At 71.1% G+C, this 23,796-nt stretch carries 19 protein-coding genes; 11 read left to right on the forward strand and 8 right to left on the reverse strand.

Annotated features, from left to right (window positions below; genetic code table 11):
• Positions 1-7: 7 nt before the first annotated feature.
• From gltB to Drose_RS09295, 7 genes are all read left to right on the forward strand, one after another.
• On the forward strand, positions 8-4,549 hold the full coding sequence (gene gltB / locus Drose_RS09265; RefSeq protein ID WP_390891352.1) for a glutamate synthase large subunit: 4,542 nt from the start codon (positions 8-10) through the stop codon (positions 4,547-4,549).
• Positions 4,542-6,017: a glutamate synthase subunit beta gene (locus Drose_RS09270; RefSeq protein WP_260727758.1), complete on the forward strand. Its 1,476-nt coding sequence runs from the start codon at positions 4,542-4,544 to the stop codon at positions 6,015-6,017. Before gltB ends, Drose_RS09270 begins: the two co-directional genes overlap by 8 nt.
• Positions 6,018-6,077: 60 nt before the next feature.
• Positions 6,078-6,728, forward strand: a complete 651-nt coding sequence (locus tag Drose_RS09275; protein ID WP_260727759.1) for a neutral zinc metallopeptidase — start codon at positions 6,078-6,080, stop codon at positions 6,726-6,728.
• Between the two features lie 79 nt (positions 6,729-6,807).
• A complete protein-coding gene (locus Drose_RS09280; protein WP_260727760.1) occupies positions 6,808-7,962 on the forward strand; it encodes a mechanosensitive ion channel family protein in 1,155 nt (384 codons plus the stop codon).
• 106 nt (positions 7,963-8,068) lie between these two features.
• Complete coding sequence (gene pyk / locus Drose_RS09285) at positions 8,069-9,490, forward strand: pyruvate kinase (RefSeq protein ID WP_260727761.1); 1,422 nt, start codon at positions 8,069-8,071, stop codon at positions 9,488-9,490.
• 28 nt (positions 9,491-9,518) lie between these two features.
• Positions 9,519-10,397 (forward strand): acyl-CoA thioesterase, encoded by an 879-nt coding sequence (locus Drose_RS09290; RefSeq protein ID WP_390891354.1) that lies wholly within the window; start codon positions 9,519-9,521, stop codon positions 10,395-10,397.
• Between the two features lie 3 nt (positions 10,398-10,400).
• On the forward strand, positions 10,401-10,865 hold the full coding sequence (locus Drose_RS09295; RefSeq protein WP_260727763.1) for an RrF2 family transcriptional regulator: 465 nt from the start codon (positions 10,401-10,403) through the stop codon (positions 10,863-10,865).
• 150 nt (positions 10,866-11,015) lie between these two features.
• Here the strand turns inward: Drose_RS09295 and Drose_RS09300 are convergent, their stop codons facing one another.
• From Drose_RS09300 to Drose_RS09330, 7 genes are all read right to left on the reverse strand, one after another.
• Positions 11,016-11,234 (reverse strand): hypothetical protein, encoded by a 219-nt coding sequence (locus Drose_RS09300; protein ID WP_260727764.1) that lies wholly within the window; start codon positions 11,232-11,234, stop codon positions 11,016-11,018.
• A gap of 58 nt (positions 11,235-11,292) precedes the next feature.
• The gene (locus Drose_RS09305) at positions 11,293-11,748 is read right to left on the reverse strand and encodes an RrF2 family transcriptional regulator (RefSeq protein ID WP_260727765.1); all 456 of its coding nucleotides are present in this window, start codon (positions 11,746-11,748) and stop codon (positions 11,293-11,295) included.
• A gap of 611 nt (positions 11,749-12,359) precedes the next feature.
• Positions 12,360-12,557: a hypothetical protein gene (locus tag Drose_RS09310; protein WP_260727766.1), complete on the reverse strand. Its 198-nt coding sequence runs from the start codon at positions 12,555-12,557 to the stop codon at positions 12,360-12,362.
• A 352-nt stretch (positions 12,558-12,909) separates the two neighbouring features.
• A complete protein-coding gene (locus Drose_RS09315) occupies positions 12,910-13,170 on the reverse strand; it encodes a DUF4235 domain-containing protein (RefSeq protein WP_260727767.1) in 261 nt (86 codons plus the stop codon).
• Positions 13,167-13,556: a DUF3618 domain-containing protein gene (locus Drose_RS09320; RefSeq protein WP_260727768.1), complete on the reverse strand. Its 390-nt coding sequence runs from the start codon at positions 13,554-13,556 to the stop codon at positions 13,167-13,169. Before Drose_RS09320 ends, Drose_RS09315 begins: the two co-directional genes overlap by 4 nt.
• On the reverse strand, positions 13,553-14,044 hold the full coding sequence (locus Drose_RS09325) for a phage holin family protein (RefSeq protein WP_260727769.1): 492 nt from the start codon (positions 14,042-14,044) through the stop codon (positions 13,553-13,555). The genes Drose_RS09320 and Drose_RS09325 overlap by 4 nt, the downstream gene beginning before the upstream one ends.
• A gap of 60 nt (positions 14,045-14,104) precedes the next feature.
• Complete coding sequence (locus tag Drose_RS09330; protein WP_260727770.1) at positions 14,105-15,610, reverse strand: MFS transporter; 1,506 nt, start codon at positions 15,608-15,610, stop codon at positions 14,105-14,107.
• Between the two features lie 49 nt (positions 15,611-15,659).
• On the opposite strand from Drose_RS09330, the gene Drose_RS09335 reads away from it, so the two are divergent.
• From Drose_RS09335 to Drose_RS09345, 3 genes are all read left to right on the forward strand, one after another.
• Complete coding sequence (locus Drose_RS09335) at positions 15,660-16,412, forward strand: TetR/AcrR family transcriptional regulator (RefSeq protein ID WP_260727771.1); 753 nt, start codon at positions 15,660-15,662, stop codon at positions 16,410-16,412.
• On the forward strand, positions 16,409-16,963 hold the full coding sequence (locus Drose_RS09340) for a hypothetical protein (RefSeq protein ID WP_260727772.1): 555 nt from the start codon (positions 16,409-16,411) through the stop codon (positions 16,961-16,963). The genes Drose_RS09335 and Drose_RS09340 overlap by 4 nt, the downstream gene beginning before the upstream one ends.
• 82 nt (positions 16,964-17,045) lie before the next feature.
• Positions 17,046-17,885, forward strand: a complete 840-nt coding sequence (locus Drose_RS09345; RefSeq protein ID WP_260727773.1) for a DUF1028 domain-containing protein — start codon at positions 17,046-17,048, stop codon at positions 17,883-17,885.
• Positions 17,886-17,910: 25 nt separating this feature from the next.
• Here Drose_RS09345 and Drose_RS09350 read toward each other — a convergent pair whose 3' ends face one another.
• Positions 17,911-18,657, reverse strand: coding sequence for a class I SAM-dependent methyltransferase (locus Drose_RS09350; RefSeq protein ID WP_260727774.1), 747 nt, complete (start codon positions 18,655-18,657; stop codon positions 17,911-17,913).
• Between the two features lie 181 nt (positions 18,658-18,838).
• On the opposite strand from Drose_RS09350, the gene Drose_RS09355 reads away from it, so the two are divergent.
• Positions 18,839-23,746, forward strand: a complete 4,908-nt coding sequence (locus Drose_RS09355; protein ID WP_260727775.1) for a LamG-like jellyroll fold domain-containing protein — start codon at positions 18,839-18,841, stop codon at positions 23,744-23,746.
• Positions 23,747-23,796: the final 50 nt, after the last annotated feature.

The raw sequence follows: 23,796 nt of genomic DNA on the forward strand, positions 1-23,796 counted from the left end.
AGGCTCGATGGGGTATCCCAGACCGCAGCCGCAGGGCCTGTATGACCCTGCCTTCGAGCACGACGCTTGCGGGGTGGCTTTCGTGGCCGACATCCACGGCCGCAAATCGCACGATGTCGTGTTCAAGGGCTTGTCGGCGCTGCGGCGCATGGACCACCGGGGCGCCCGCGGTGCCGAGCCCAACACCGGCGACGGCGCCGGCATCATGATCCAGATTCCGGACGCCTTCCTGCGTGCGGTCGCCGGGTTCGAGCTGCCGGCCGTGGGCTCCTACGCCACCGGTCTGGCGTTTCTGCCGACCGACGACGCGGCGGCCGAGCGGGCGATGCGGGTCCTGGAGAAGTACGCGCTGGTCGAGGGCGCCCAGGTGCTCGGCTGGCGGGACGTGCCGACCGACCCCACCGACCTCGGCGCCACCGCCTTGGCCGCCATGCCGCGGATCCGCCAGGTGTTTCTGAGCGCGGAGAAGCTCGGCGCGCCCGGTCGGGTGCTCTCCGGCCTCGACCTCGAGCGGGTCGTCTACTGCGTGCGCAAGCAGGCCGAGCGGGAGACCCGCGAGCGGGGCATCCAGATGTACCTGCCGTCGCTGTCGTCGCGGACGATCACGTACAAGGGCATGCTCACCCCGGACCAGGTCGTGACGTTCTTCCCGGACCTGTCCGACGAGCGCGTGACGTCGGCGATCGCGCTGGTGCACTCGCGCTTCTCGACGAACACCTTCCCGTCGTGGGAGCTTTCGCACCCTTACCGCATCATCGCCCACAACGGCGAGATCAACACGATCCGTGGCAACCGGAACTGGATGGCCGCCCGCGAGGCGCTGCTGGCGACCGAGAACCTGCCCGGCAGCATCCGCCGGCTGTTCCCCGTCTGCACACCCGAGGCGTCCGACTCCGCCAACTTCGACGAAGTGCTGGAGCTGCTGCACCTGGCCGGCCGGAGCCTGCCGCACGCCGTGCTGATGATGATCCCGGAGGCATGGGAGAACGACCCGCGGATGGACCCGCGGCGCCGGGCCTTCTACCGCTTCCACGCGTGCCTCATGGAGCCGTGGGACGGCCCCGCGAGCGTCGCGTTCACCGACGGCACGGTCGTCGGCGCGGTCCTCGACCGCAACGGCCTGCGCCCGGGCCGCTGGTGGCAGACGGCCGACGGGCTCGTGGTCCTCGCCAGCGAGGCGGGCGTGCTCGACCTCGACCCGGCCACGATCGTCGCGAAGGGCCGCTCGGCGCCCGGCAAGATGCTGCTCGTCGACACCGCCGCCGGCCGCATCCGCACCGACGACGAGATCAAGGCCGAGCTGGCGCGGGCCGAGCCGTACGACGAGTGGCTGCACGCCGGGCTGATGGACCTGGAGCAACTGCCCGAGCGCGAGCACGTCGTCTACACGCACGACTCGGTCCAGCGCCGCCAGCAGACCTTCGGGTACACCGAGGAGGAGCTCAAGATCCTCATCGGCCCGATGGCCCGGACCGGTGCCGAGCCGCTCGGCTCGATGGGCACCGACACCCCGGTCGCGGTGCTCTCCACCCGGCCGCGGCTGATGTACGACTACTTCACCCAACTGTTCGCGCAGGTCACCAACCCGCCGCTGGACGCGATCCGGGAGGAGCTGGTCACCAGCGTCGGCGCGACGATCGGCCCCGAGGGCAACCTGCTCAAGCCGGGCCCGGCCTCCTGCCGGCAGATCGCGCTGCCGTACCCGGTCATCGACAACGACGACCTGGCCAAGATCGTGCACATCGACGACGACGGCGACCTGCCCGGCTTCAAGGCCGTGCGGGTCTCGGGCCTCTACCCGGTCCGTGACGGCGCGGACGGCCTCAAGCGCCGCCTGGTCGAGATCATGCGCGGCGTGTCGGAGGCGATCGAGGACGGCGTTCGCATCCTGGTGCTGTCCGACCGCGACTCGACGGCCGACCTGGCGCCGATCCCGTCGCTGCTGCTCACCGCGGCCGTCCACCAGCACCTCGTGCGCGAGCAGACCCGCACGCAGGTGTCGCTGGTCGTCGAGTCCGGCGACTGCCGCGAGGTGCACCACGTCGCCCTGCTGTCCGGGTTCGGCGCGTCGGCCGTCAACCCGTACCTCGCCTTCGAGAGCGTCGAGGACCTCATCGCCACCGGTGCACTGCCCGGCCTCGACCCCGACAAGGCGATCCACAACTACGTCAAGGCGCTCGGCAAGGGCGTCCTGAAGATCATGTCCAAGATGGGCATCTCCACCGTCTCGTCGTACTGCGGCGCCCAGGTCTTCGAGGCCGTCGGGCTCGACCCGCGGCTCGTGGAACGGTACTTCACCGGCACGCCCAGCAAGATCGGCGGCATCGGCCTGGCCGAGGTCCACGCCGAGATCGCCGCCCGGCACGAGCGGGCGTACCCGGCCAACGAGGCCGAGCGGGCGCACCGGCGGCTCGAGGTCGGCGGCGAGTACCAGTGGCGCCGCGAGGGCGAGCTGCACCTGTTCAACCCCGAGACGGTCTTCCTGCTCCAGCACGCGACGCGGTCCCGCCAGTTCGACGTCTTCCAGCGGTACACCGCGAAGGTCGACGAGCTCGCGGGACAGGCGGGGTCGTTGCGGGGGCTGTTCGAGCTGCGCACCGGGGTGCGCCCGCCGGTGCCGCTCGACGAGGTGGAGCCGGCGACCGAGATCGTGAAGCGGTTCGCGACGGGCGCGATGTCGTACGGCTCGATCTCGGCCGAGGCCCATGAGACGCTCGCCATCGCCATGAACAGGATCGGTGGCAAGTCGAACACCGGCGAAGGCGGCGAGGACGTGGACCGCCTCCACGACCCGCGCCGCCGCTCCGCGATCAAGCAGATCGCCAGCGGCCGGTTCGGCGTCACGACCGAATATCTGGTCAACGCCGACGACCTGCAGATCAAGATGGCCCAGGGCGCGAAGCCCGGGGAGGGCGGCCAGCTTCCCGGCAACAAGGTCTGGCCGTGGATCGCGAAGACCCGCCACGCCACGCCGGGCGTCGGGCTCATCTCGCCGCCGCCGCACCACGACATCTACTCGATCGAGGACCTCGCGCAGCTCGTCTTCGACCTCAAGAACGTCAACCCGGCCGCCCGCGTGCACGTCAAGCTGGTGTCCGAGGTCGGCGTCGGCACGGTCGCGGCGGGCGTGGCGAAGACGAAGGCCGACGTCATCCTGATCTCGGGCCACGACGGCGGCACGGGCGCCTCGCCGCTCAACTCGCTCAAGCACGCCGGCACGCCGTGGGAGCTGGGCCTCGCCGAGACCCAGCAGACGCTGCTGCTGTCGGGGCTGCGCGACCGCGTGAGCGTCCAGGTCGACGGGCAGCTCAAGACCGGCCGCGACGTGATCGTGGCGGCGCTGCTCGGCGCGGAGGAGTACGGCTTCGCGACCTCGCCGCTCATCGTCTCCGGCTGCATCATGATGCGGGTCTGCCACCTCGACACCTGTCCGGTCGGCATCGCCACGCAGAACCCGGCCCTGCGCAAGAAGTTCACCGGCTCGCCGGAGTTCGTCGAGAACTTCTTCTGGTTCATGGCCGAGGAGGTCCGCACCTACCTGGCCGAGTTGGGCTTCCGCACCCTGGACGAGGCGATCGGCCACACCGAGCTGCTCGACGTCCGTCCGGCTGTCGACCACTGGAAGGCCGGCGGGCTCGACCTCACCCCGCTGCTGCACGTTCCCCCTCTCGCCGACGACGCGGTGCGCCGGCAGACCACCAAGCAGGACCACCGGCTGGAGCGGGCGCTGGACAACCAGCTCATCGCGGCGATCTCCCCGGCCCTCGACGCCGGCGAGTCGGTCAAGCTGGAGATCGCGGTGCGCAACGAGCACCGGTCGGTCGGCGCGATGCTCGGCGGCGAGATCGTCCGCCGGTTCGGCGGCGCCGGCCTGCCCGACGACGCGGTGGACGTTACGCTGCGCGGCACGGCGGGGCAGTCGTTCGGGGCGTGGGTCCCCCGCGGCGTCACCCTGCGGCTGTTCGGCGACGCCAACGACTACGTCGGCAAGGGCCTGTCCGGCGGCCGGCTCGTCGTCCGGCCCGACGACGCCGCGCCGTTCGTCGCCGAGGACCAGATCATCGGCGGCAACACGGTGCTCTACGGCGCGACCGCCGGCCAGCTCTTCATGCGCGGGCGGGCCGGTGAGCGGTTCGCGGTGCGCAACTCCGGCGCCGCGGCGGTCGTCGAGGGCGTCGGCGACCACGGCTGCGAGTACATGACCGGCGGCACCGTCGTGGTGCTGGGGCCGACGGGCCGCAACTTCGCGGCCGGCATGTCGGGTGGCGTGGCCTACGTGTGGCGCCTCGACAGGTCCTTGGTCAACGCCGAGCTGGTCGACCTGCGGCCGGTGACCGACGCGGCGGGGCTCCGCTCGCTGGTCGCACAGCACCTGGACGAGACCGGCTCCGCGGTGGCCGCGCGCATTCTGGCCGACTGGGACGCGTCTCTGGGCGAGTTCACCGAGGTCATGCCGCGCGACTACGAGCGCGTGACGGAGGCGCTGCGGGCCGCCGAGGCTGCCGGCCGTGACGTCGACGCGGCGGTCATGGCGGTGGCACGTGCCTGACCCGAACGGTTTCCTGCGGTACGGCCGGCGGCTCCCGTCCCGCCGGCCCGTGCCGGTGCGGCTGCGGGACTGGCGCGAGGTCTACCCGCCGGCGTCCGAGGAGCTCATCACCGAGCAGGCGGCGCGGTGCATGGACTGCGGCATCCCGTTCTGCCACGACGGCTGCCCGCTGGGCAACCGCATCCCGGATTGGAACGACCTGGTCCGCACCGGCAACTGGGACTTCGCGATCGAGACCCTGCACGCGACGAACAACTTCCCGGAGTTCACCGGGCGGCTGTGCCCCGCGCCGTGCGAGGCGGCGTGCGTGCTGTCGATCGCGGGCGGCCAGGCGGTCACGATCAAGCAGGTCGAGGTCGAGATCATCAACCGGGCCGTCGAGGCGGGCCGGGTCACCCCGCGCCCCGCGCCGGAGCGCACCGGCAAGAGCGTCGGCGTCGTCGGCTCCGGCCCGGCCGGGCTCGCGGCGGCGCAGCAGCTCGCCCGCGCCGGCCACGACGTGACCGTGTACGAGCGTGACGACGCGTTGGGCGGCCTGCTCCGGTACGGCATCCCGGACTTCAAGCTGGAGAAGGAGCACATCGATCGCCGTCTGGAGCAGTTGCTCGCCGAGGGCGTCAAGTTCCGGACCGGCGTCGACGTCGGCGTGACCGTGTCCGTGGACGAGCTGCGGGCGTCGCACGACGCGCTGCTGCTCGCCTGCGGCGCGCTCGCCGGCCGGGACACCCCGGATACGCCGGGGCGGGACCTGCCCGGCGTCCACCTCGCGATGGAGCACCTCGTCGAGGCCAACCGGGTCGTCGCCGGCAAGGTGCCGTCGGCGTCGGTGACCGCCGCGGGCAAGAACGTCGTCATCATCGGCGGCGGCGACACGGCCGCCGACTGCCTCGGTGTCGCGCACCGGCAGGGCGCCAGGTCGGTCCTGCAGCTCGACCAGTACCCGATGCCGCCGCAGGAGCGGGACGAGTCGCGCGACCCGTGGCCGACCTGGCCGTGGATCCTGCGCAACTACCCGGCGCACGAGGAGGGCGGCGACCGCGCCTTCGCCGTCGCGGTCACCTCGTTCGAGGGCGACGAGGACGGCAACCTGCGGGCCGTGCGTATCGCCGAGGTTCAGGTGTCCAGAGTGGACGGTGTCCGGCGGGTCACCGTCGTCGAGGGCACCGAGCGCGAGTACCCGGCGGAGCTGGTGCTGCTGGCGATCGGCTTCGAGGGCACCGAAGAGGGCACGCTGCTGAACTCGCTGGGCCTCACCCGCAACCGGCGCGGCGGCATCGACGCCGGCGGCGACTGGCAGACCAGCGCGCCGGGTGTGTTCGTCGCCGGTGACATGCACCGCGGCGCGTCGCTCATCGTGTGGGCGATCGCCGAGGGCCGGGCCGCGGCCGCCTCGATCCACGCGTACCTGGGTGGTGACGGCACCCTGCCGTCACCTGTCGACCCGGCCGCGGCGGCGCTGTCGGCCTGACTCGGTTGCAAGTCGGGAGCGGTCCTCATGGGAGCGCCGCTCCCCGGGTACTCCCCGGCCATGAAAGGCCCTCGTCTGCTCCTCGCGGCGCTCACCGGCGTCGTGCTGCTGCTCGCCCCGGCCCGGCCCGCGTCCGCGGATCCGGACAGCTTCTCCGCTGATCTCGACGTCGCCGTTCGGGTCGCCGAACGGTACTGGAGCGGCAAGATCGTCGGTTTCCGGCCGATCTCCCGGATCGTCCCCTACCGCTTCGACGGCGAGCTGTCCTGCGGGTTTCAGCCGATCCCCGTGCGCAACGCCGCCTACTGCCCGATCGGCGACTTCATCGCCTACGACGTGAACTGGTCGGAGCAGGTGTACGAACAGGTCGGCGACGCCTTCGTGTTCTACCTGCTCGGTCACGAATACGGTCACGGCATCCAGCAGCGGCTCGGCATCCAGTACCAGTTCACGATCCATCAGGAGTTGCAGGCGGACTGCTTCGCCGGTGCGTACATCGGGGAGTCGGTGAAGGTCGGCGACTTCTCAATCGAGACCGGCGACCTGGACGAACTGCGTGACGGCCTGTTCTCGGTCGGCGACCCGCCGGACGAGCCGTGGTTCCAGGAGGGTGCACACGGCTCGGCGGCCCAGCGTACGGCGTCGTTCTTCGACGGCTACGACCGCGGCCTGGAGGCGTGCGACCTGCCCGCGACCCTCCGCAACGGGTGATGACACAGGCGGTCCCCACGCGACGTTCGTCACCATGACGAACGGTGTTGACCTCACCCAAGCGGGTAAGTCGCGTCAAATGCGGGACACGCTCATCGAGACGCTCATGCCACTCGGCATCGCCCTCGGAGCCGCGCTCATCGCGTTGCTGGCGGTGCAGTTGGCGCACTGGATACTGCTGCGGCTCGGCCGCCGCTCGCCGTTGTCCACCGAACTCGCCAACCGGTCGCACCGGCCCATCCAGTGGGTGGTCGTCCTCTGCACCGTGTACTTCTCGGTGCAGGACACCGCCGACGGGGCGACCTGGCGGCCGGCCTTCCTGCACGTCGACAAGCTGGTCATCATCGGGGCCGTCGCATGGCTCGTCGCGTCGCTGCTCGTCGTCGCGGAGGACGCCGCGCTCGCGCGGTTCCGCACCGACGTGCCCGACAACCGGACGGCCCGGCGCGTGCACACCCAGATCGTCATGATCCGGCGGGTCACCGTCGCCATCGTCGCGGTGCTGGCCGTCGCGGTCATGCTGACGACGTTCCCGCAGGCCCGTCTCCTCGGCACGAGCGTGCTGGCCTCCGCCGGGTTCGTCGGCATCGTCGCCGGTCTGGCGGCGCAGAGTGTTCTGCGGAACATGTTCGCCGGCCTCCAGTTGGCGTTCAGCGACGCCGTCCGGCTCGGCGACGTGGTGATCGTCGAGAAGGAGTGGGGCCGCGTGGAGGAGATCACGCTGTCGTACGTCGTCGTGCACGTCTGGGACGACCGGCGGCTGATCCTGCCGAGCTCGTACTTCACCGAGAAGCCGTTCGAGAACTGGACGCGCACGGAGGCGGCCCTGCTCGGCTCCGTGCTGTTCGAGGTCGACTGGTGGCTGCCGGTGTCGGAGATGCGCGAGGAACTCCGCCGCGCGCTCGAGTCGACGGACCTGTGGGACGGGCGGGTCTCGGTGCTGCAGGTGGTCGAGGCCACCGGCAGCGCGATGCAGTTGCGCGCCCTGGTCAGCGCCGTCGACGCCCCGAGGCTGTGGGACCTGCGGTGCTTCGTCCGCGAGCACATGGTCTGCTGGTTGCGCGACACGCACCCGACGGCACTGCCGCGCCTGCGGGCCGAGATGACCTCGGCGCTGCCGGCGCACTCGACGCTGACCGGCCAGACGCAGACCCCGGACGGCGACTCCCGCCTCTTCAGCCACAGCGTCGACGGGCGGGCGCGCGCGGAGGCGTTCACCGGGCCGGAGCCGTAGCCGGCGGGCGGACAACAGGAAGATCACCGGTGGACGGCATCTCAACTGATGACGTGACTCCGGGGCAAGCGGACGATTGCCGCTCGGAGGGGCTAGCCTTCGTGGTGTGACTCGACGCGCCAAAATCGTCTGTACGCTCGGCCCGGCGACTTCGTCAGCCGAGCGGATCCGTGGCCTTGTCGACGCCGGGATGGACGTCGCGCGGCTCAACTTCAGCCATGGCAGCCATGAGGACCACGCCTCGGTGTACGACCTGGTTCGGGAGGCCGCCGTCGCCGCCGGCCGCTCCGTCGGCGTCCTCGCCGACCTCCAGGGTCCGAAGATCCGCCTCGGCCGCTTCGCCGACGGCCCGCACGAGTGGCGCACCGGTGACACCGCGGTGATCACCAGTGACGACATCCTCGGCACCCGCGACCGCGTCTCCTGCACGTACAAGAAACTTCCACAAGAGGTGAAGCCGGGCGACCGGCTGCTCATCGACGACGGCAAGGTGGCCGTCGAGGTGACCGGCGTCACCGGTAACGACATCACCGTCCTCGTCACCGAGGGCGGTCCCGTCTCCAACAACAAGGGCGTCTCGCTGCCCAACGTCGCCGTCAGCGTCCCGGCGCTTTCCGAGAAGGACGCCGAGGACCTGCGGTTCGCGCTGCGGCTCGGCGCCGACTGGATCGCCCTGTCGTTCGTGCGCTCGCCCGACGACATCAAGCTCGTCCACGAGATCATGGACGAGGAGGGCATCCGCCGTCCGGTCCTGGCGAAGGTCGAGAAGCCGGAAGCGGTGGTGGCGCTGGAGCCGATCGTCAACGCGTTCGACGGCGTCATGGTGGCCCGCGGTGATCTCGGCGTCGAGATGCCGCTGGAGCAGGTGCCGCTGGTCCAGAAGCGCGCGGTGCAGTTGTGCCGCGAGCAGGCCAAGCCGGTCATCGTCGCCACCCAGATGCTCGACTCGATGATCGAGAACGCGCGACCGACCCGCGCCGAGGCGTCCGACGTCGCCAACGCGGTTCTCGACGGCGCCGACGCGGTCATGCTGTCCGGCGAGACCAGCGTCGGGCGGTATCCGATCCTCACCGTCTCCACGATGGCCCGCATCATCGCGACCACCGAGAGCGGCTCACTGTCGGTGCCGCGCCTCCAGCACGACCCTCGCACGAAGGGCGGTGCCCTCACGTCGGCCGCCTCGAACATCGCCCGGAACATCGGCGCCAAGGCGCTGGTGGCGTTCTCGCAGACCGGTGACACGGTCCGCCGGCTCGCCCGGTTGCACTGCGAGCTGCCGCTGCTGGCCTTCACGCCGGAGCCGACGGTCCGCAACCAGCTCATGCTGAGCTGGGGCGTGCAGACCTTCGACGTGCCGTTCGTCGAGCACACCGACGAGATGTTCGAGCAGGTCGACATGGCCCTCGTCGGGCTGCCGTGGCTGAGCCCCGGCGACGACGTGGTGATCGTGGCGGGCTCCCCGCCCGGCACCCCCGGCTCGACCAACACCCTGCGCGTTCACCGGCTGGGAGCACTCTCACAGCACTGACGCCGCGGGTGTTCCGTAGATTGTGCTGGTGACTGACCTCGCAAGCGGACAGGCGGCGGTGGATGCCCTCGTCCGCCTCCTGGATCTCGAACCGCTGGGGGACGACCGGTTCCTGGGCACGAGCCCACCGGTCGGCCCTCAGCGGGTCTTCGGCGGCCAGGTGGCCGGACAGGCCCTCGTCGCGGCCGGGCGCACCGTCGACCCGGTGCGGCACGTCCACTCCCTGCACGGCTACTTCGTGCGCGGCGGCGACCCCTCCGTGCCGATCACGTACGCGGTGGAGAGCATCCGGGACGGGCACTCGTTCTCGGTGCGCCGCTCCGTCGCGTACCAGCACGACAAGGTCATCTTCTTCATGTCCGCGTCGTTCCACGCGCCGGCGGAGGGCCTCGACCACCAGGAGGCCGCCCCGCCGGACGTGCCGCCGCCGGACGAGGTGCCGACGATGGGGGAGCGGCTCGCGAAGTACCCGGAGCGGGCCGACATCTGGGGGATGGTCCCGCAGCCGATCGACGTGCGGTACGTCGGCGAGCCCGGCTGGGTTCGCCCCGGCGACCGCCCCGCCGAGGAGCGGCAACGGGTCTGGATGCGCATCGACGGCAAGCTTCCCGACGACCCGCTGCTGCACGCGTGCGCGCTGACGTTCGCGTCCGACCTGACCCTGCTCGACGCCGTCCTGTCGACGCACGGCGCGGTGTGGGGTCCCGGCGGTTTCGTCGGGGCGAGCCTCGACCACGCCATGTGGTTCCACCGCTCGTTCCGCGCCGACGAGTGGTTCCTCTACGACTCCTCCAGCCCGTCGGCGTCCGACGCCCGCGGCCTCGCCACCGGCCGGATGTTCACCCGCAACGGCCGGCACATCGCGACGGCCGTGCAGGAGGGCCTGTTGCGGCGCGTGGGAGGATAGGTCATGCGCCTTTCAGCACGGGTGGACTACGCGCTGCGCGCCGTGGCGGAGCTCGCGGCCTCCGCCGGCACCGGCGGCGAGACCCGCCTCGTGACCGCGGACCGTCTCGCGGCCGCCCAGGAGATCCCGCCGAAGTTCCTGGAGAGCATCCTCCTCCAGTTGCGCCGCGGCGGCGTGGTCGTCGCGCAGCGCGGCCCGGAGGGTGGCTATCGCCTGGCTCGCCCGGCCGGCGACATCTCCCTGGCCGAGATCATCCGCGTCATCGACGGCCCCTTGGCCAACGTCCGCGGCCAGCGCCCGGAGGAGCTGGGTTACATCGGCGCCGCGGCCGCCCTCCAGGACGTCTGGATCGCCCTGCGCGCCAACGAGCGCCTCATCCTGGAGACCGTCACGATCGAGGACGTGGTCACGGGCGAACTGCCCGAGCGGGTCCGTGACCTCGTGGCCGACCCGCGGGCATGGGTCTAGCGATCCGTTGTCGAGGGGCTCGGGTGGCTGCGGCGGGCCAGCCTGCTCGTCACCGAGCCTGACCGAGCCTGACCGGTCGGCCGAGCTGGGCCGGATCGAACTGGGCCGGGCCGGATCGAACTGGGCCGGTGCCGGCCGGGAACGGTCGGGTCAGTGGGCGGCCGTCGCGGCGAGGAGCGGGGAGCCCTCGGTCGGCTCGACGAAATCGCTGAGCACGTTGAGCGAGCGCGCGATGCTCAGCAACGCGAACGTCTGCGCGACCTGCAGCGTCCGATCCGTCTTCAGGTCGTCGGCCATGTCGAGCTCGTCGCGGATGGCGTGCAGGAAGCCCTCGGCCGCCTGTAGGTAAGGGTCGTGCGCTTTCGACATTATCTGAGCGTAGGTCGCGTCCGGGCCGCTCAGGTCGCGTTCGCCGGGATCGGGTCGCTCAGCGGGGCTGCCAGGCGTGCGGCGGTGTGGTCAGGCGCCGGACGTGGGACGGCATCCGGCCCCGCACCACGTCGGCGAGGCTGACCTCGTCGAGGACGTTGCGCACCGCTGCTCGTACCGCCACCCAGAGTTGCTGCAGGTGTTCGGCGGTCCCGGAGTACATCGCCTCCTCCGGGCGGACGCCGCGCACCTCCGCGAGCGGGCCGTCGACCGCGCGCAGCACGTCACCGACCATGATCTCCGACGGTTGACGGGTCAGGACGTAGCCGCCGTCGACGCCGCGCTGGCCGCGCACGAGGCCCGCCCGGCGAAGATCGCCGAGCACCGCTTCGAGGAATTTTCGCGGCATCTCCTGCTCTTCGGCGAGACCGGCGGCCGAGACCACCGCGGGGTAGGCGGCGGCCAGGCCCAGCGCGGCGCGTACCGCGTAGTCCCCGCGTGCCGAGATGTGCATCGGAAGCCTGCCTTTCCGGCCGGGGATTCAGGCTTGGAGTGTCCGCTACCAATGTAGGGTGCCCGCTGAACGGTGATCGCCGGGGTAGCGTGGTCGGATTGTGCGACCCGAGGAGCCGCGGCGCGGTGCCGACCACAACGTCATGCGGGAGGTGAACCGCTCGCTGGTCCTGGCGCTCGTCAAGGAGGGCGGTCCGGTGTCGCGGGCGAGTATCGCCCGGTCGACCACGCTGGCCAAGCCGACTCATCGGCGAGCTGCCCGGCGGCGCCGCGGCCTGGGCCCGGGCCACCGGCCTCGTGCCGGTCGCCAGTTTCACGGTGACCAAACTGCGCTGGGTCGCAGCACGAGCCCGGCAACGCCGCCCGCGCGGCGAGCGTGCTCTGCGGTCCCGCCGACGGCCTCGACGCGGTCCGCGCGCTGGGGGTGCCGATCGAACGGATCCTGCTCATCAGCGGTGCGGCGGCGGCGCGGGCGGTGCGGGAGATCGCGCCCGCGCTGTTCGGTCTGCCGGTGAGCGTGCCGGACCCGGGGGAGGACGTCGCTGCGGTAGGTCGGCGGCCGTGGCGGACGCGGATCGTCAGCCGGGGCCGGGAAACCGGTCCCGTAGCGCGTCAGGCGCTGCCCAGGCGCAGTGCCTCGATCACCTCGTCCTCGGCGTACTCGCCCTCGGGCAGCGCGTCGACCCGCGTCAGGGCATCGGCGGGCAGATCGGCGGCGATCGCCTTGCGGCGGATCTCCTCACGGGACAGCCGCTCCTGGCCGGTGAACGCGGTCTCCAGCACACTGCGCAGATCTGGTTCGCTCGTCACGGCCGCTCCCGTACCCGCCCTGCTGCGGGCGAAACCGGGTCGGGCCGGTGCCAGGCCGTCCGCCCAACGGCCTGGCACCGGACTCCGCGGTGCCGGGCCGCTCCCTCGTGCGGCCCGACACCTGTATGACGTCTCCGGTCGCGCCGGCCCGCAACCGGCACAGCAACGACTCTGCGGCGGAGCCGTTGCGCGAAAGGGTTCCGGCCGGGGAGTGCGAACGTTGCCGGGGCCGCGGAAGTGTAGCCCTGTCCACCGGCCGGTGGACGCCGTACGGGCAGATCACGCGCGTGCCCGCACACGCGGAAGGGTCTCCCGCCGGAGGGAGACCCTGCTCACGTTCTGTGTTCCGGGGTCAGTCGGGCCAGTCGCCGGTCAACCGGCGCACACCCTCGGCGCCGCCCCGGTCGATGGCGGCCTTCACGACCGCGAAGATCGCGCCCTGCAACGCCGCCGCGGCCAGGACCTCGGCCCAGCCGTACTCGCGTGACGTCGCGGCGGGCGCCTCCTCCTCACCGGACAGCCGCCTCCACACCTGCTTGAACACGAAGCCGGCCGCGACACCGCCGGCCACGCTGAAGGCGATGCTGAACGGCTTGTACAGGAACTTGTTCACCACTGTCCCTTCCGATACCCGACGAAGGCGGCGAGCACGAGCAGCCCCGACGCGACGAGCCACGGCGCCGGCCGCTCCCGCACGGAACGGCGCATCCGCCGCAGCGTGTGCTCCAGCGACTGCCGCGGGTGGGTGCGCAGCTCGCGGCCGACGTACGCGGCGTTGACCGCCATCTGCTCGACGCCCTCACGCATCCGCAGTTTCGCCGTCGCCACCGAGTTGTGCATCGCCTCCTGGGCGCGGGCCTTCACGTCGGCCCTGGCGGCGAGCGCCTCGACCGTCTCACCCAGGTTCGCGCGGGTCCGCGCGATCTCCTGGCGGAGCATCTCGGGGTCGGTGGGGGTGGCGTGACCGTTGTGACTGTACTTCGGCTCCGTCGCCGTCATCGCTGTCCCCGATCCTTGACCGAGTGGGTGATGGTGTTGATGTCGGCCTTGACGCCGGCCACCGCGTCCCGCGGCACCGGCGGTGTGGCCTTGCGCATCTGGGTCCTGCCGGACAGTGCGATCAGCCCGGCCACGATCAGGAGCACCACGCCGATGATCAGTGCCGACAGCCAGGCCGGTATGACCGTCGCCAGGCCGATGATGGCGGCCGCGAGCAGGGCACCGACGCCGTAGAGCGCGACGACGCCGGCACCGCCGAACATGCCGACCCCCACCCCGGCCCGCTTGCCCTTCTGGGTGAGCTCGACCTGCGCCAGTTTCAGCTCGTCGCGCACGAGGACGGAGACCTGCTCGGCGGCCAGCTTCACCAGTTCCGCCGTGGATCGGTGGTCCGCCGCACCGGTCACCTGACCGGTCACCGGACCTGGGCCTGCGGGGCTCTGCACGCGCGGCGCGGTGGCCGGCCGGTCGTTCACGGTGTACGTCATGGCTTCTCCTCTCGCCCGCACACACCTGATTCCCCACGAACGGCCGGGTTAACCCGGCGCTCACGCGCCGGTGCCCACAGTGGAGTCAGCCCGGGAGCCGGCCGGTGCCGAGTCCGGCGGTACCGCGTCCGGCGCCTCCTCGCGGGCACGGCGAGGCAGCAGGAAGGAGAGCGCCCCGGCGAGGGCGAGCAGGGCGAGCTCCAGCCAGAGGACCTTGGTCAGCGCGCCGCCGAAGCCGGCCTCGGAGCGGTCCGTCCAGGCGAAGTAGGCGGTGCCGAGGAGCGCCACGCCCAGCGCGCCGCCGAGCTGCTGCGCGGCCGTGAGCGTGCCGGAGGCCGAGCCGACCTCGTGCTCGTCGACGGCGGCGAGGACGAGGTCGAAGTACGGGGCCATGGACGAGCCCATGCCGACACCGAGGACCAGCAGGGCGGGAACGAGCCGCCACGACGTCACCGGGCCGTCGCCGAGCGTCAAGGTCGCGAGGAGGGCGAGCACGCCCGCGCCGAGCACCACCGTGCCGCCGACGAGCAGCCGCCGGCCGCCGAACCGGGCGCTCAGCACATGGCCGGCGACGGCGCCGAGCGCGGTGCCGAACGCCCACGGCGACTGGGCGAGGCCGGCCCGCAGCGGGGAGAACCCGAGGCCCAGTTGCAGGTGAACGCTCAGGATCAGGGTGAGGCCCATGAGTCCGGCGAAGAAGATCAGGCCGACCAGCAGCCCGGCGTTGAACCGCCGCTTGGCCAGCAGGCTGGGCTCGACCAGAGGGCTGCGGCCCGACCGGTGACGGCGCAACTCGTACCGCTGGAACACCCACAGCGCGGGGAGCGAGGCGGCCATGGACGCCCACGCCCACCGGGGCCAGCCGAGTTCGCGGCCCTGGACAAGGGGGAAGAGCAGCAGGAGGAGCCCGACGCTGAGCAGCGCGGTGCCGGGCAGGTCGAGCCGCAGGCCGCGGTCCCGCTCGGTGCCGCGCGGCAGGACCATGGCGGCGCCGGCGACCGCGGCCAGGCCGACCGGAAGGTTGATCAGGAAGATCATCCGCCAGCCGGTACCGAAGAGGTCGGCGTCGACGAGGAAGCCGGCGAGGATCGGGCCGCAGACCGCGGAGAGGCCCATGACGGGACCGAAGGCGCCGAACGCGGCGCCGAGCCTCTCGGGCGGGAATGCGGCCTTGATGAGGCCGAGGCCCTGCGGGATGAGAACGGCGCCGGCGAGGCCTTGCAGGACGCGGAAGGCGACCAGCGTGCCCGGGCCAGGCGCGATCGCGCAGAGCAGGGACATGAGGGTGAAGCCGACGGCGCCGGCGAGGAACATGCGGCGGCGGCCGAAGATGTCGCCGAGCCGGCCGCCGGTCACGAGCCCGACGGCGAACGCGAGGGTGTAGCCGGCGGCGAGCCACTGCAGGAACGCGGTGCCGCCGCCGAGCTCGGCCCGGATCGAGGGACCGGCGATGGCGATGATCGTGGCGTCGAGAAGGTCCATGACCTCGGCCGCGAGGACGACGGCGAGGACGGCCCAGCGCCATCGGTAGGAGCCGGCAGGGTGCGAACGCTGTTCGTAAGTCACGAACGTTGTTCTAGTTTGGAACACTGTTCGTGTCAAGTACGATTGCGCGGTGCAAGCCGCCGGACCGCCCGCCGACATCCCCCCGCCCCCGTGGCGGGCTTCGAAGAAGAGGCCCGCGGCCCGCCAGCCGCTGAGCGCCGAGGCCGTTCTCGACACCGCGCTGCGGATCGTCGACCGCGACGGGCTCGACGGCATCAGCATGCGGCGCGTCGCGCAGGAGCTCGGCACGGGCGCCGCCTCGCTCTACGCGTACTTCGCGAACAAGGACGAACTGCTCGAGCAGCTCCTGGATCGGGTCATCGGCGACATCCCGCTGCCGTCCGCCGAGGCCGCCGACTGGGCCGCCGAGGTCAAGGAGAGCTGCTGGGAGAGCCGGGCCGTGTTCCTCGCCCACCGTGACCTGGTGAAGGTCGCCCGCGCCAACCTGCCCGTCGGCCCCAACTCGTTGCGCTACACCGAGGCGATGCTCGCCGTGCTCCGTGGCGCCGGCATCCCCGACCGGGTCGCGGCCTGGGGCATGGACCAGTTGTCCCTGGTCATCGTCGCCGACGCGATCGAGGCGTCGATCCACGCCAGCCGCGGCCGGCAGACCGAGGCCGACGCCGCGCCGTGGCTCGCCGAGGTGAGCGGGTACTACGCGAACCTGCCCCGGGACCGGTTCCCTAACCTGGTCGCCATGGCACCGGTGATGATCGAGGGCAGTGGGGACGAGCGGTTCGCATTCGCGATCGACCTGATGGTCGACGGGCTCGCGCGGTACATCGGCGGCGACGGGCCGGTCAACGGGCGGGTGGCGGCGTGACCGCCATCGTGGGCCTCGTCCACGCCGGCACCGTCTACGTCGGCGGCGACAGCGCCGGAGCCTCCGGCTGGAGCCTCACCGTCCGCGCCGACAGCAAGGTCTTCCACAACAACGGCTACCTGTTCGGGTTCACCACCTCGTTCCGGATGGGGCAGCTCATCCGGTATTCGCTGAAGCCCCCGAAGCCGGTCGGCGACATCGAACGGTTCATGGCCACCCGCTTCATCGACGCCGTCCGCGACTGCCTGAAGACCGGCGGCTGGGCCCGCCGCGACAGCGAGCGCGAGGAGGGCGGCACGTTCCTCGTCGGCGTCAAGGGGCGGCTGTTCACCGTCCACGACGACTACCAGGTCGCCGAGGCCGCCGACGGGTATGCGGCGGTCGGCGTCGGCGACGAGATCGCACTCGGCGCGCTCTTCGCCACCGCCCAGTCGCGGATGGCGCCGCAGCGGCGGGTCGAGGTCGCGTTGCGCGCCGCCGAGCGGTTCAGCGCCGGCGTTCGTGGGCCGTTCGTCTGCCTCTCCGAGCCGCCGGGAGCGTCCGCCGAGTAGCCGGGTTCTCGTGACCGGGTCAGTCCGGGCCAGGGTGACCGCAGATGGTTGCATCCGGAAACAATGCATTACGGTGTCCGGCATGACGTTTTCGATCGTGGGGCGTTCCGCCGGCGGTGAGTCCTTCGGGGTGGCCGTGGCCAGCAAGTTCCTCGCCGTCGGCGCCGCCGTGCCGGCTGTCGAGGTCGAGGTCGGCGCGGTCGCCACGCAGTCGTTCGCGAACCTCGCGTACCGCGTGCAGGGCCTCGCCATGCTCCGCACCGGCACGGCCGCCGCCGGCACGGTCGCCGGGCTCACCGCCGCCGACCCCGGGCGGGCCACCCGGCAGCTCGGGGTCGTCGGGCGGACCGGGCCCGGCGCCACGTTCACCGGCGACGAGTGCTTCTCCTGGGCGGGCGGGGTCGCCGGGGACGGCTACGCGATCCAGGGCAACATCCTCACCGGACCCGAGGTCGTCACGGCCATGGAGGCCGCGTGGCTCGCGACCGAAGGGTCACTGGCCCGCCGCCTGTACGCCGCTCTCGCCGCCGGGGACGCGGCCGGCGGGGACAGCCGGGGCCGGCAGAGCGCCGCCCTGATCGTCGTCCGGCGCGGCGCCGGTTACGGCGGGCGGAGCGACGTCGAGGTCGACCTGCGCGTCGACGACGACCCCGACCCCGTCACCCGGCTCGGCGGGCTCATCGATCTCTGGGAGTTGTACTTCGGCAAGCCCGACCCGGCGACCCTGCTGCCGCTGACCGGCGCGCTCGCGGAGGAGGTCGCCGCCCGGCTGGCGGCCCTCGGCCACGCCGACCTCGCGGGCTGGGCCGGCGTCGAGAACCTCGAGGAGCGGCTCGTCGACGGGCTCATCGACCCGCTCGTCCTGGAACACCTGCGGGCGCGGGACGGTCACCCGCAGGTGCCGTCACCGGGCGCCGCCTGAGCGCCTCCGCGCCGCCGGACGCGATCTATCCCTCCCGGCGTCGATACACGGACGCATGGTCGGTCGGGTTGGGTCCGAGCGCGGCGCCGGCGAGGTTCGCGAACCGGTCCACGAGTGTGAGGCCGGCATGCTCGGCCAAGAGATCCAGCTCAGCCGGCAGCACGTATCGCAGCCGGTTGGGTAGCTCGTCCAGGGAGTCGGCCTGCCGGTTCACCCGGACGGTCTCGATCACCTGGGCGGCCGGGTCGATCCTGCCGATGCTGTACGACCTCGCGGCCTCCTCCCACCGGGTCACCGACAGCGAGTATCCGTCGTGCCATCGGGTGGGGTCCGGGATGAAGCCCTCCACGATGAGCGCCCCGGTGGGCTCCAGCAGGCGGGCGGCGGCCTCGACGCACCGGCGTTGCAAGCGTTGGTCGGTCAGCAGGTACAGCGTGCTGAACGCGATGAGGACGCAACCGAACCGGCCGGTCACCGGCGGATCGGTGATGTCGCCGAGTGCCGCGTGGATACGCTCGGCGCCCGGCTTGGCACGGAGCCGATCGAGCATCGCCGCAGAGTTGTCGATGCCGTGGACCTCGAATCCGGCGGCCGCCAGCGGCAGCGCTACCCGCCCGGTGCCGATGCCGAACTCGCACACTGTCGCGGGGTCGGCGTAGCGGCTGACGAACCGCACGACCAGGTCAGGATCGTCGCGGCCGGCGTACAAATCGTCGTAGACGGCTGCCCACGCGTCGCCGTAGCCGCCTCGCGTCTGCTGTGACGCCGTCATTTGCGGAGCCGATGAGCTCAACGTTCCCCCAAAACTTGCACAACGATGCGGGTGGCAGCGCGATGCTAATCGACACTGGGGATTGGACACCATGAGCCGTCGTGCCTAAAGCCCGTGGTCCTCCAGCATCGCCGCACTGGCCGTGGGGTCGAAGTGATGTTCGTCACATTGATGAGCCATTGTGGGTGCGGGGCTCCGCCGCAGGGCGAACGTGTTGACCTGCTTGAATATAGAAGCAAGCCGAAATGTCGATGCTGGTGATCCCCGCTCGCTACGTAGCGTCTTGCGGCCAATGCTTGACGTGTTTCTGATTGTGCTCCTACGGTGCGTTTCCGCCAGTGTCGCGGATCACAGGGGAGCGGCGGTCATGAATGTTGGGTTGCCCGGATCTGTTGTGCGGACCCGTTCGTGGTGGCGGCGTTTCCCGTGGTGCGCCGCGCTGGTCATGCTCTCGACCCTGCTGGTTGTGCCGACTGCCGAGTCGGTCGCGCAGGCGGCCCCGGCGCCGGTGACGTGTCCGGCGAGCGCGGACGACGCCCCTGCGGCGTTGCGGGCGGCGGCATCATGCAAGGGGCAGGTGGAGGTCGCCTCGGCACGGTCGGAGCGCTCCCAGGTGTTCGCGAACCCGATGGGCACGTTCACCGGGATGGAATCGGCCGTCGTCCAACGGGTTCGTGACGGACACGGTGGCTGGGCGAGGCCGGACGCGACGCTGCGGCGCACCGCCGACGGCGGGTACGAGCCGGTCGCGAGCTGGCTCGGCACGTCGTTCTCAGCAGGCGGCACGGGTCCGCTGGTGACACTGCGCCGCGGCGGCGCGGCGCTGGACGTGCGGTGGCCCACCGCGTTGCCGGCACCGTCGGTGTCGGGTGCCACGGCCACCTATGCCGACGTGCTTCCCGGTGTGGATCTGCGGCTGACGGCCGAGGTCGAGGGCTTCTCCGAGGTGCTGGTGGTGAGGAGTGCCGCGGCGGCGGCGAATCCGGCGCTGAAGGCGCTACGGTTCGCCACAACCGCCACCAACCTGAAACTCAAGCCTGGCCCGGGCGGATCGTTGACGGCGGTGGACGCCAGCGGCGCGGTGTTGTTCGGCTCGGGGACGCCGGCGATGTGGGACTCATCCGGCGGAGCGATGACCGTTGCGCAACCGGCCGCCGCCCGGACGGCGGCGATGCCGTTGGTGCTGGACGGCGACACGATCGTCGTGCGGCCGGACCTGGCCGTGCTGCGCGGCGCGTCGGCAAAGTTTCCGGTCTACATCGATCCGTCGTTCGGTGCGAGCGCCTGGACGATGATCAACAGCCGGTTCCCGAACCAGTCGTACTGGAGTTACGACCGCAACGACTGCCCCAGCCCGTACGCGTCGGTGCCGTGTGCCAAGGTGGGCTACACCGACTCCGGTACGACGATGATCTACCGGTCGATCTTCCGGTTCCCGACGTCGAGCTACACCGGCAAGCATGTCCTCGACGCGAAGTTCTCCATCGACCTGTTGCACTCCTGGACGTGCGGCAAGACCACCACGGATCTGACCTACACCCAGGCGATCAGCTCCGGCACCACGTGGAACAACAGCGTCGGCGGCTGGGGCCCCGCGATCGCGGCGCTGAACAACAACACCTGCAACCGGGCACGGGTCCGCTCCGAGTGGGGCATCACCAGCCTGATCCAGACCGCGGCGGGCAACTGGTGGCAGGACATCAACCTCGGCCTCAAGGCGCGCAACGAGAGCAACCATGACGCGTGGAAGAAGTTCGACGCGGGCACGGCGCTGCTGACGGTGACGTACAACTCGTTCCCGAACGCACCAGACCAGATCACCGTTTCCGGTTACGCGTGCGCGACCGGGACCGGTCGTCCGGTGGTGAAGACCGCGACGCCGGAGTTGCGGGCGCGGACGTCGGACGCGGACGGTACGGCGCAGGTGCACAGTGTGACGTTCTGGTGGTGGCCGGTCGGTGGTAGCCGCAGCGACACCAACAAGGTGACGCAGAGTTCGGTGACGCCGGGCCAGACCGCGATCGTGAGCATCCCGCCGGGGAGGCTGTCCAACGATGTCAGTTACGTGGTCCAGGTGCAGTCCTCCGACGGGGTCGATACCGGCCAGTTCTCGCAGACGTGTGAGTTCAAGGTGGACACCGCGCCGCCGGACGCGCCGTCGCAGGTGACCTCGACGGACTATCCGGCGGACGGTCAGTTCCACGGCGGTGCGGGGATCGCGGGCTCGTTCACGTTCTACCCGCCGGCGACGATCCCGTCGGACTTCGCCGGGTACTCCTACACCCTGGTCGCCAGCACGTCGGCGGTGAACGCGACGCGGGTGGCGGCGAACCCGACCGACAAGCGGGCGACGGTGACCATCACGCCGCCGACTGATGGGCAGTTCACGCTGCGGGTCTGGAGCCGGGACACGGGCGGCAGCTTCTCGGCCTCGCCGTTGTCGTACACGTTCAGTGTTCGAGCGGGTGCCGGCCCGGATGCGCGGTGGACCCTCGACGAGGGCACCGGTACGGCGGCGGCTGATGTGACGAACCACGGCAACACGTTGACGGTGACGAACCCGGCGTGGGTGGCCAGCCGCGGTGGTACCGGCAAGGCGCTGTCGTTCAACGGAACCAACGCCACGGCCGCGACGAGTGGCCCGATCGCCACCAAATCGCCGACGACCGGCGCACCGACGACGGTGCGGACGGACGCGAACTTCACCGTCTCCGCATGGGTGAAGATCGATTCGACGCTCGACCCGGCGAAGAACTACGTCGCGGTGAGCCAGCAGGGGACGCGGACGTCGGCCTGGGCGTTGGCGTACCACGGCTCGACGAGCCGGTGGCGGTTCTCGATGCACGGCGCCGACGTGGACGCTCCGGGCATCTACGCGGTGGTGTCCGACGCCGCACCCACGATCGGTAGATGGACGTATCTCGTCGCGACCTACGACGTGGCGACGCATCAGATGCGGCTCTACGTCGACGGCGTCGCGCAGACCGGTGTGGCGACGGTGTCGGGTGGGTTCAACGCGACCGGGCCGGTGGTCCTGGGCCGTCGGTTGTGGGCGGGTAATCCCGACAGCTTCTTCAACGGCGGTGTCGACGACGTGCGCGTCTACGGCCGGCTGGTGGGGTCCAGCGAGGCTGAGTTCACCGATCAATTGAACCCGGAAGCGCCGATCATCACGATCCCGAACGGCAACAGCGCGCAGGCGGGTCAGACGGTCCAGGTGACGTTCAGCGCGGGCGGCGATCCGGCGGTGACCACGATCAAGTACAGCTTCGGCACGCGCAGCTTCGACCGCACGGCCACGCTGTCGGTGCCTGGCGGGCAGTTGACGATCACGACGCCGCCGCTGGACGAGGGGGAGACCAGGGTATACGCGCGGGCGGTGACGGGCTCCGGCCGGCAGGGCGGGGACGCCAGCGCCACGATCGACGCCGTCGCGCCGGCGTCGTTGTCCGGCAGGGTGTTCGACAGCCGGTCCGGTAGCCCGGTCGCCGGGGCCACGGTGGTGTTGCAGCCGGGTGGAGCCACGCTGACGACGGGGGTGTCCGGGGCCTACCAGTTCACCGGGTTGACCGCCGGGTGGTACACGGTGACGGGCACGCTGCCCGACAGTTGCGGGATGTTCGCCAGCACCGGGCTGGAGATCACCACGGCAACCCCGCAGGACCTGTGGCTGTACCCGCCGTCGGACGTGTTCGGTTACACGTGCTCGGCGACGGCGGATCCGTTCGTCAACGCGGACACGACGGTGCTGCCGCTGACCGGCGACGACGGTGTGACGCAGATCAGTCTGCCGTTCGCGATGCCGTTCTACGGACAGAGTCTGTCCACGGCGTGGGTGTCGATCAACGGCCTGCTGACGTTCGCCAACCCGGGGGCTGACGATCTCCATGCGAACGCGAGCATCCCGACCCCGGGCGTGCCGGACGCCCTCGTGGCGCCGTTGTGGGCCGACCTGTACGTGGACAGTGTCGCGAGTGTGCGTACCACGGTGGTCGGTACGGCACCGGAGCGGAAGTTCGTGGTCGAGTGGCGCAACGTCGCGTTCATGAACGACTTCCCGCGCCGGGTCACGTTCGAGGCGGTGCTGGCCGAGAGCGGTGACATCACGTTCAACTACGCCGGTCTCGACGATGCGAAGGAGCGCGGGGAGACCGCGACGGTCGGTATCGAGAGCAACGGCGGGTCGTACGGCCTGCAGTACTCGTTCAACCAGCCGCAGTTGGCGTCCGGCAAGTCGATCTTCATCGACTATCCGGACTACGCGATGCCGATCAGCACGTGGACGCTGTCGGGCACGGTCACCCAGGGCGGGTCGCCGGTGGCCGGTGTCACGGTGACGTTGCTGCCGCAGGGCTTCACCGCGACCACCGCGGCCAACGGCACGTACGCGTTCGGCAACTTGGAACAGGACGGTTACACCGTGGCGGCCAGCTCCGGCTGTGCCACGGTGTCGCAGCCGCTCTACCTCGGCGGTGACACCACGGTCGATCTGCCGTTGACGGCGGTCGCGGACGAGTTCGGCTATGTGTGCTCGACGAGTACCCAGCCGTTTGTCGCCGCGGACACGGCGGTGCTGGCGTTGACGGGTGACGAGGGTGTCGGGCAGGTGACGCTGCCCTTCCCGGTCACCTTCTACGGCCAGACCTACAGCAGCGTGTGGGTGTCGACGAATGGATTCGTCAGCTTCACCGACCCCGGCGGTGCTCATCCGGACAACCGTGCCGCGGTGCCGGACGGTGTCGCGCCCGCCGCCACCCTCTACCCGTTCTGGGACGACCTGGTCGTCGATGGCTCGGCGAGCGTGCGCACGGCGACGGTCGGGTCGGCACCGAACCGGCGGTTCGTCATCGAATGGCGCAACGTCCACATCTTCGGCAACCTGTCGCAGCGCGTCACGTTCGAGGCCCTGATCAGTGAGAACGGGACGGTCACGTTCAACTACACCGGCCTGGACAACGCCGGTGAGCGCGGGGCCACCGCGGTCGTCGGGATCGAGGACCACACCGGTCTGGTCGGGCAGACGTATTCGTCGTTCGCACCGTCGCTGCTGGACGGCCGTGCCGTCACTTACACCCCGCCGGCCCCATGACCGGCGTATCCATCCGAAGCCGTCGCCATCACGCCACCGTCGATTCCTGG

The organism is Dactylosporangium roseum, from assembly GCF_025264685.1.
GTDB classification, from domain to species: domain Bacteria; phylum Actinomycetota; class Actinomycetes; order Mycobacteriales; family Micromonosporaceae; genus Dactylosporangium; species Dactylosporangium roseum.

Bases quoted from the DNA above. Each gene is read 5' to 3' on its own strand.
- Drose_RS09350 (WP_260727774.1), bottom strand. From the start codon at position 18,657: ATGACGGCGTCACAGCAGACGCGAGGCGGCTACGGCGACGCGTGGGCA.
- Drose_RS09320 (WP_260727768.1), bottom strand. From the start codon at position 13,556: ATGACGGCGACGGAGCCGAAGTACAGTCACAACGGTCACGCCACCCCC.
- Drose_RS09305 (WP_260727765.1), bottom strand. From the start codon at position 11,748: ATGCACATCTCGGCACGCGGGGACTACGCGGTACGCGCCGCGCTGGGC.
- Drose_RS09275 (WP_260727759.1), top strand. From the start codon at position 6,078: ATGAAAGGCCCTCGTCTGCTCCTCGCGGCGCTCACCGGCGTCGTGCTG.
- Drose_RS09280 (WP_260727760.1), top strand. From the start codon at position 6,808: ATGCGGGACACGCTCATCGAGACGCTCATGCCACTCGGCATCGCCCTC.
- Drose_RS09325 (WP_260727769.1), bottom strand. From the start codon at position 14,044: ATGACGTACACCGTGAACGACCGGCCGGCCACCGCGCCGCGCGTGCAG.
- Drose_RS09295 (WP_260727763.1), top strand. From the start codon at position 10,401: ATGCGCCTTTCAGCACGGGTGGACTACGCGCTGCGCGCCGTGGCGGAG.
- gltB (WP_390891352.1), top strand. From the start codon at position 8: ATGGGGTATCCCAGACCGCAGCCGCAGGGCCTGTATGACCCTGCCTTC.
- Drose_RS09345 (WP_260727773.1), top strand. From the start codon at position 17,046: ATGACGTTTTCGATCGTGGGGCGTTCCGCCGGCGGTGAGTCCTTCGGG.
- Drose_RS09300 (WP_260727764.1), bottom strand. From the start codon at position 11,234: ATGTCGAAAGCGCACGACCCTTACCTACAGGCGGCCGAGGGCTTCCTG.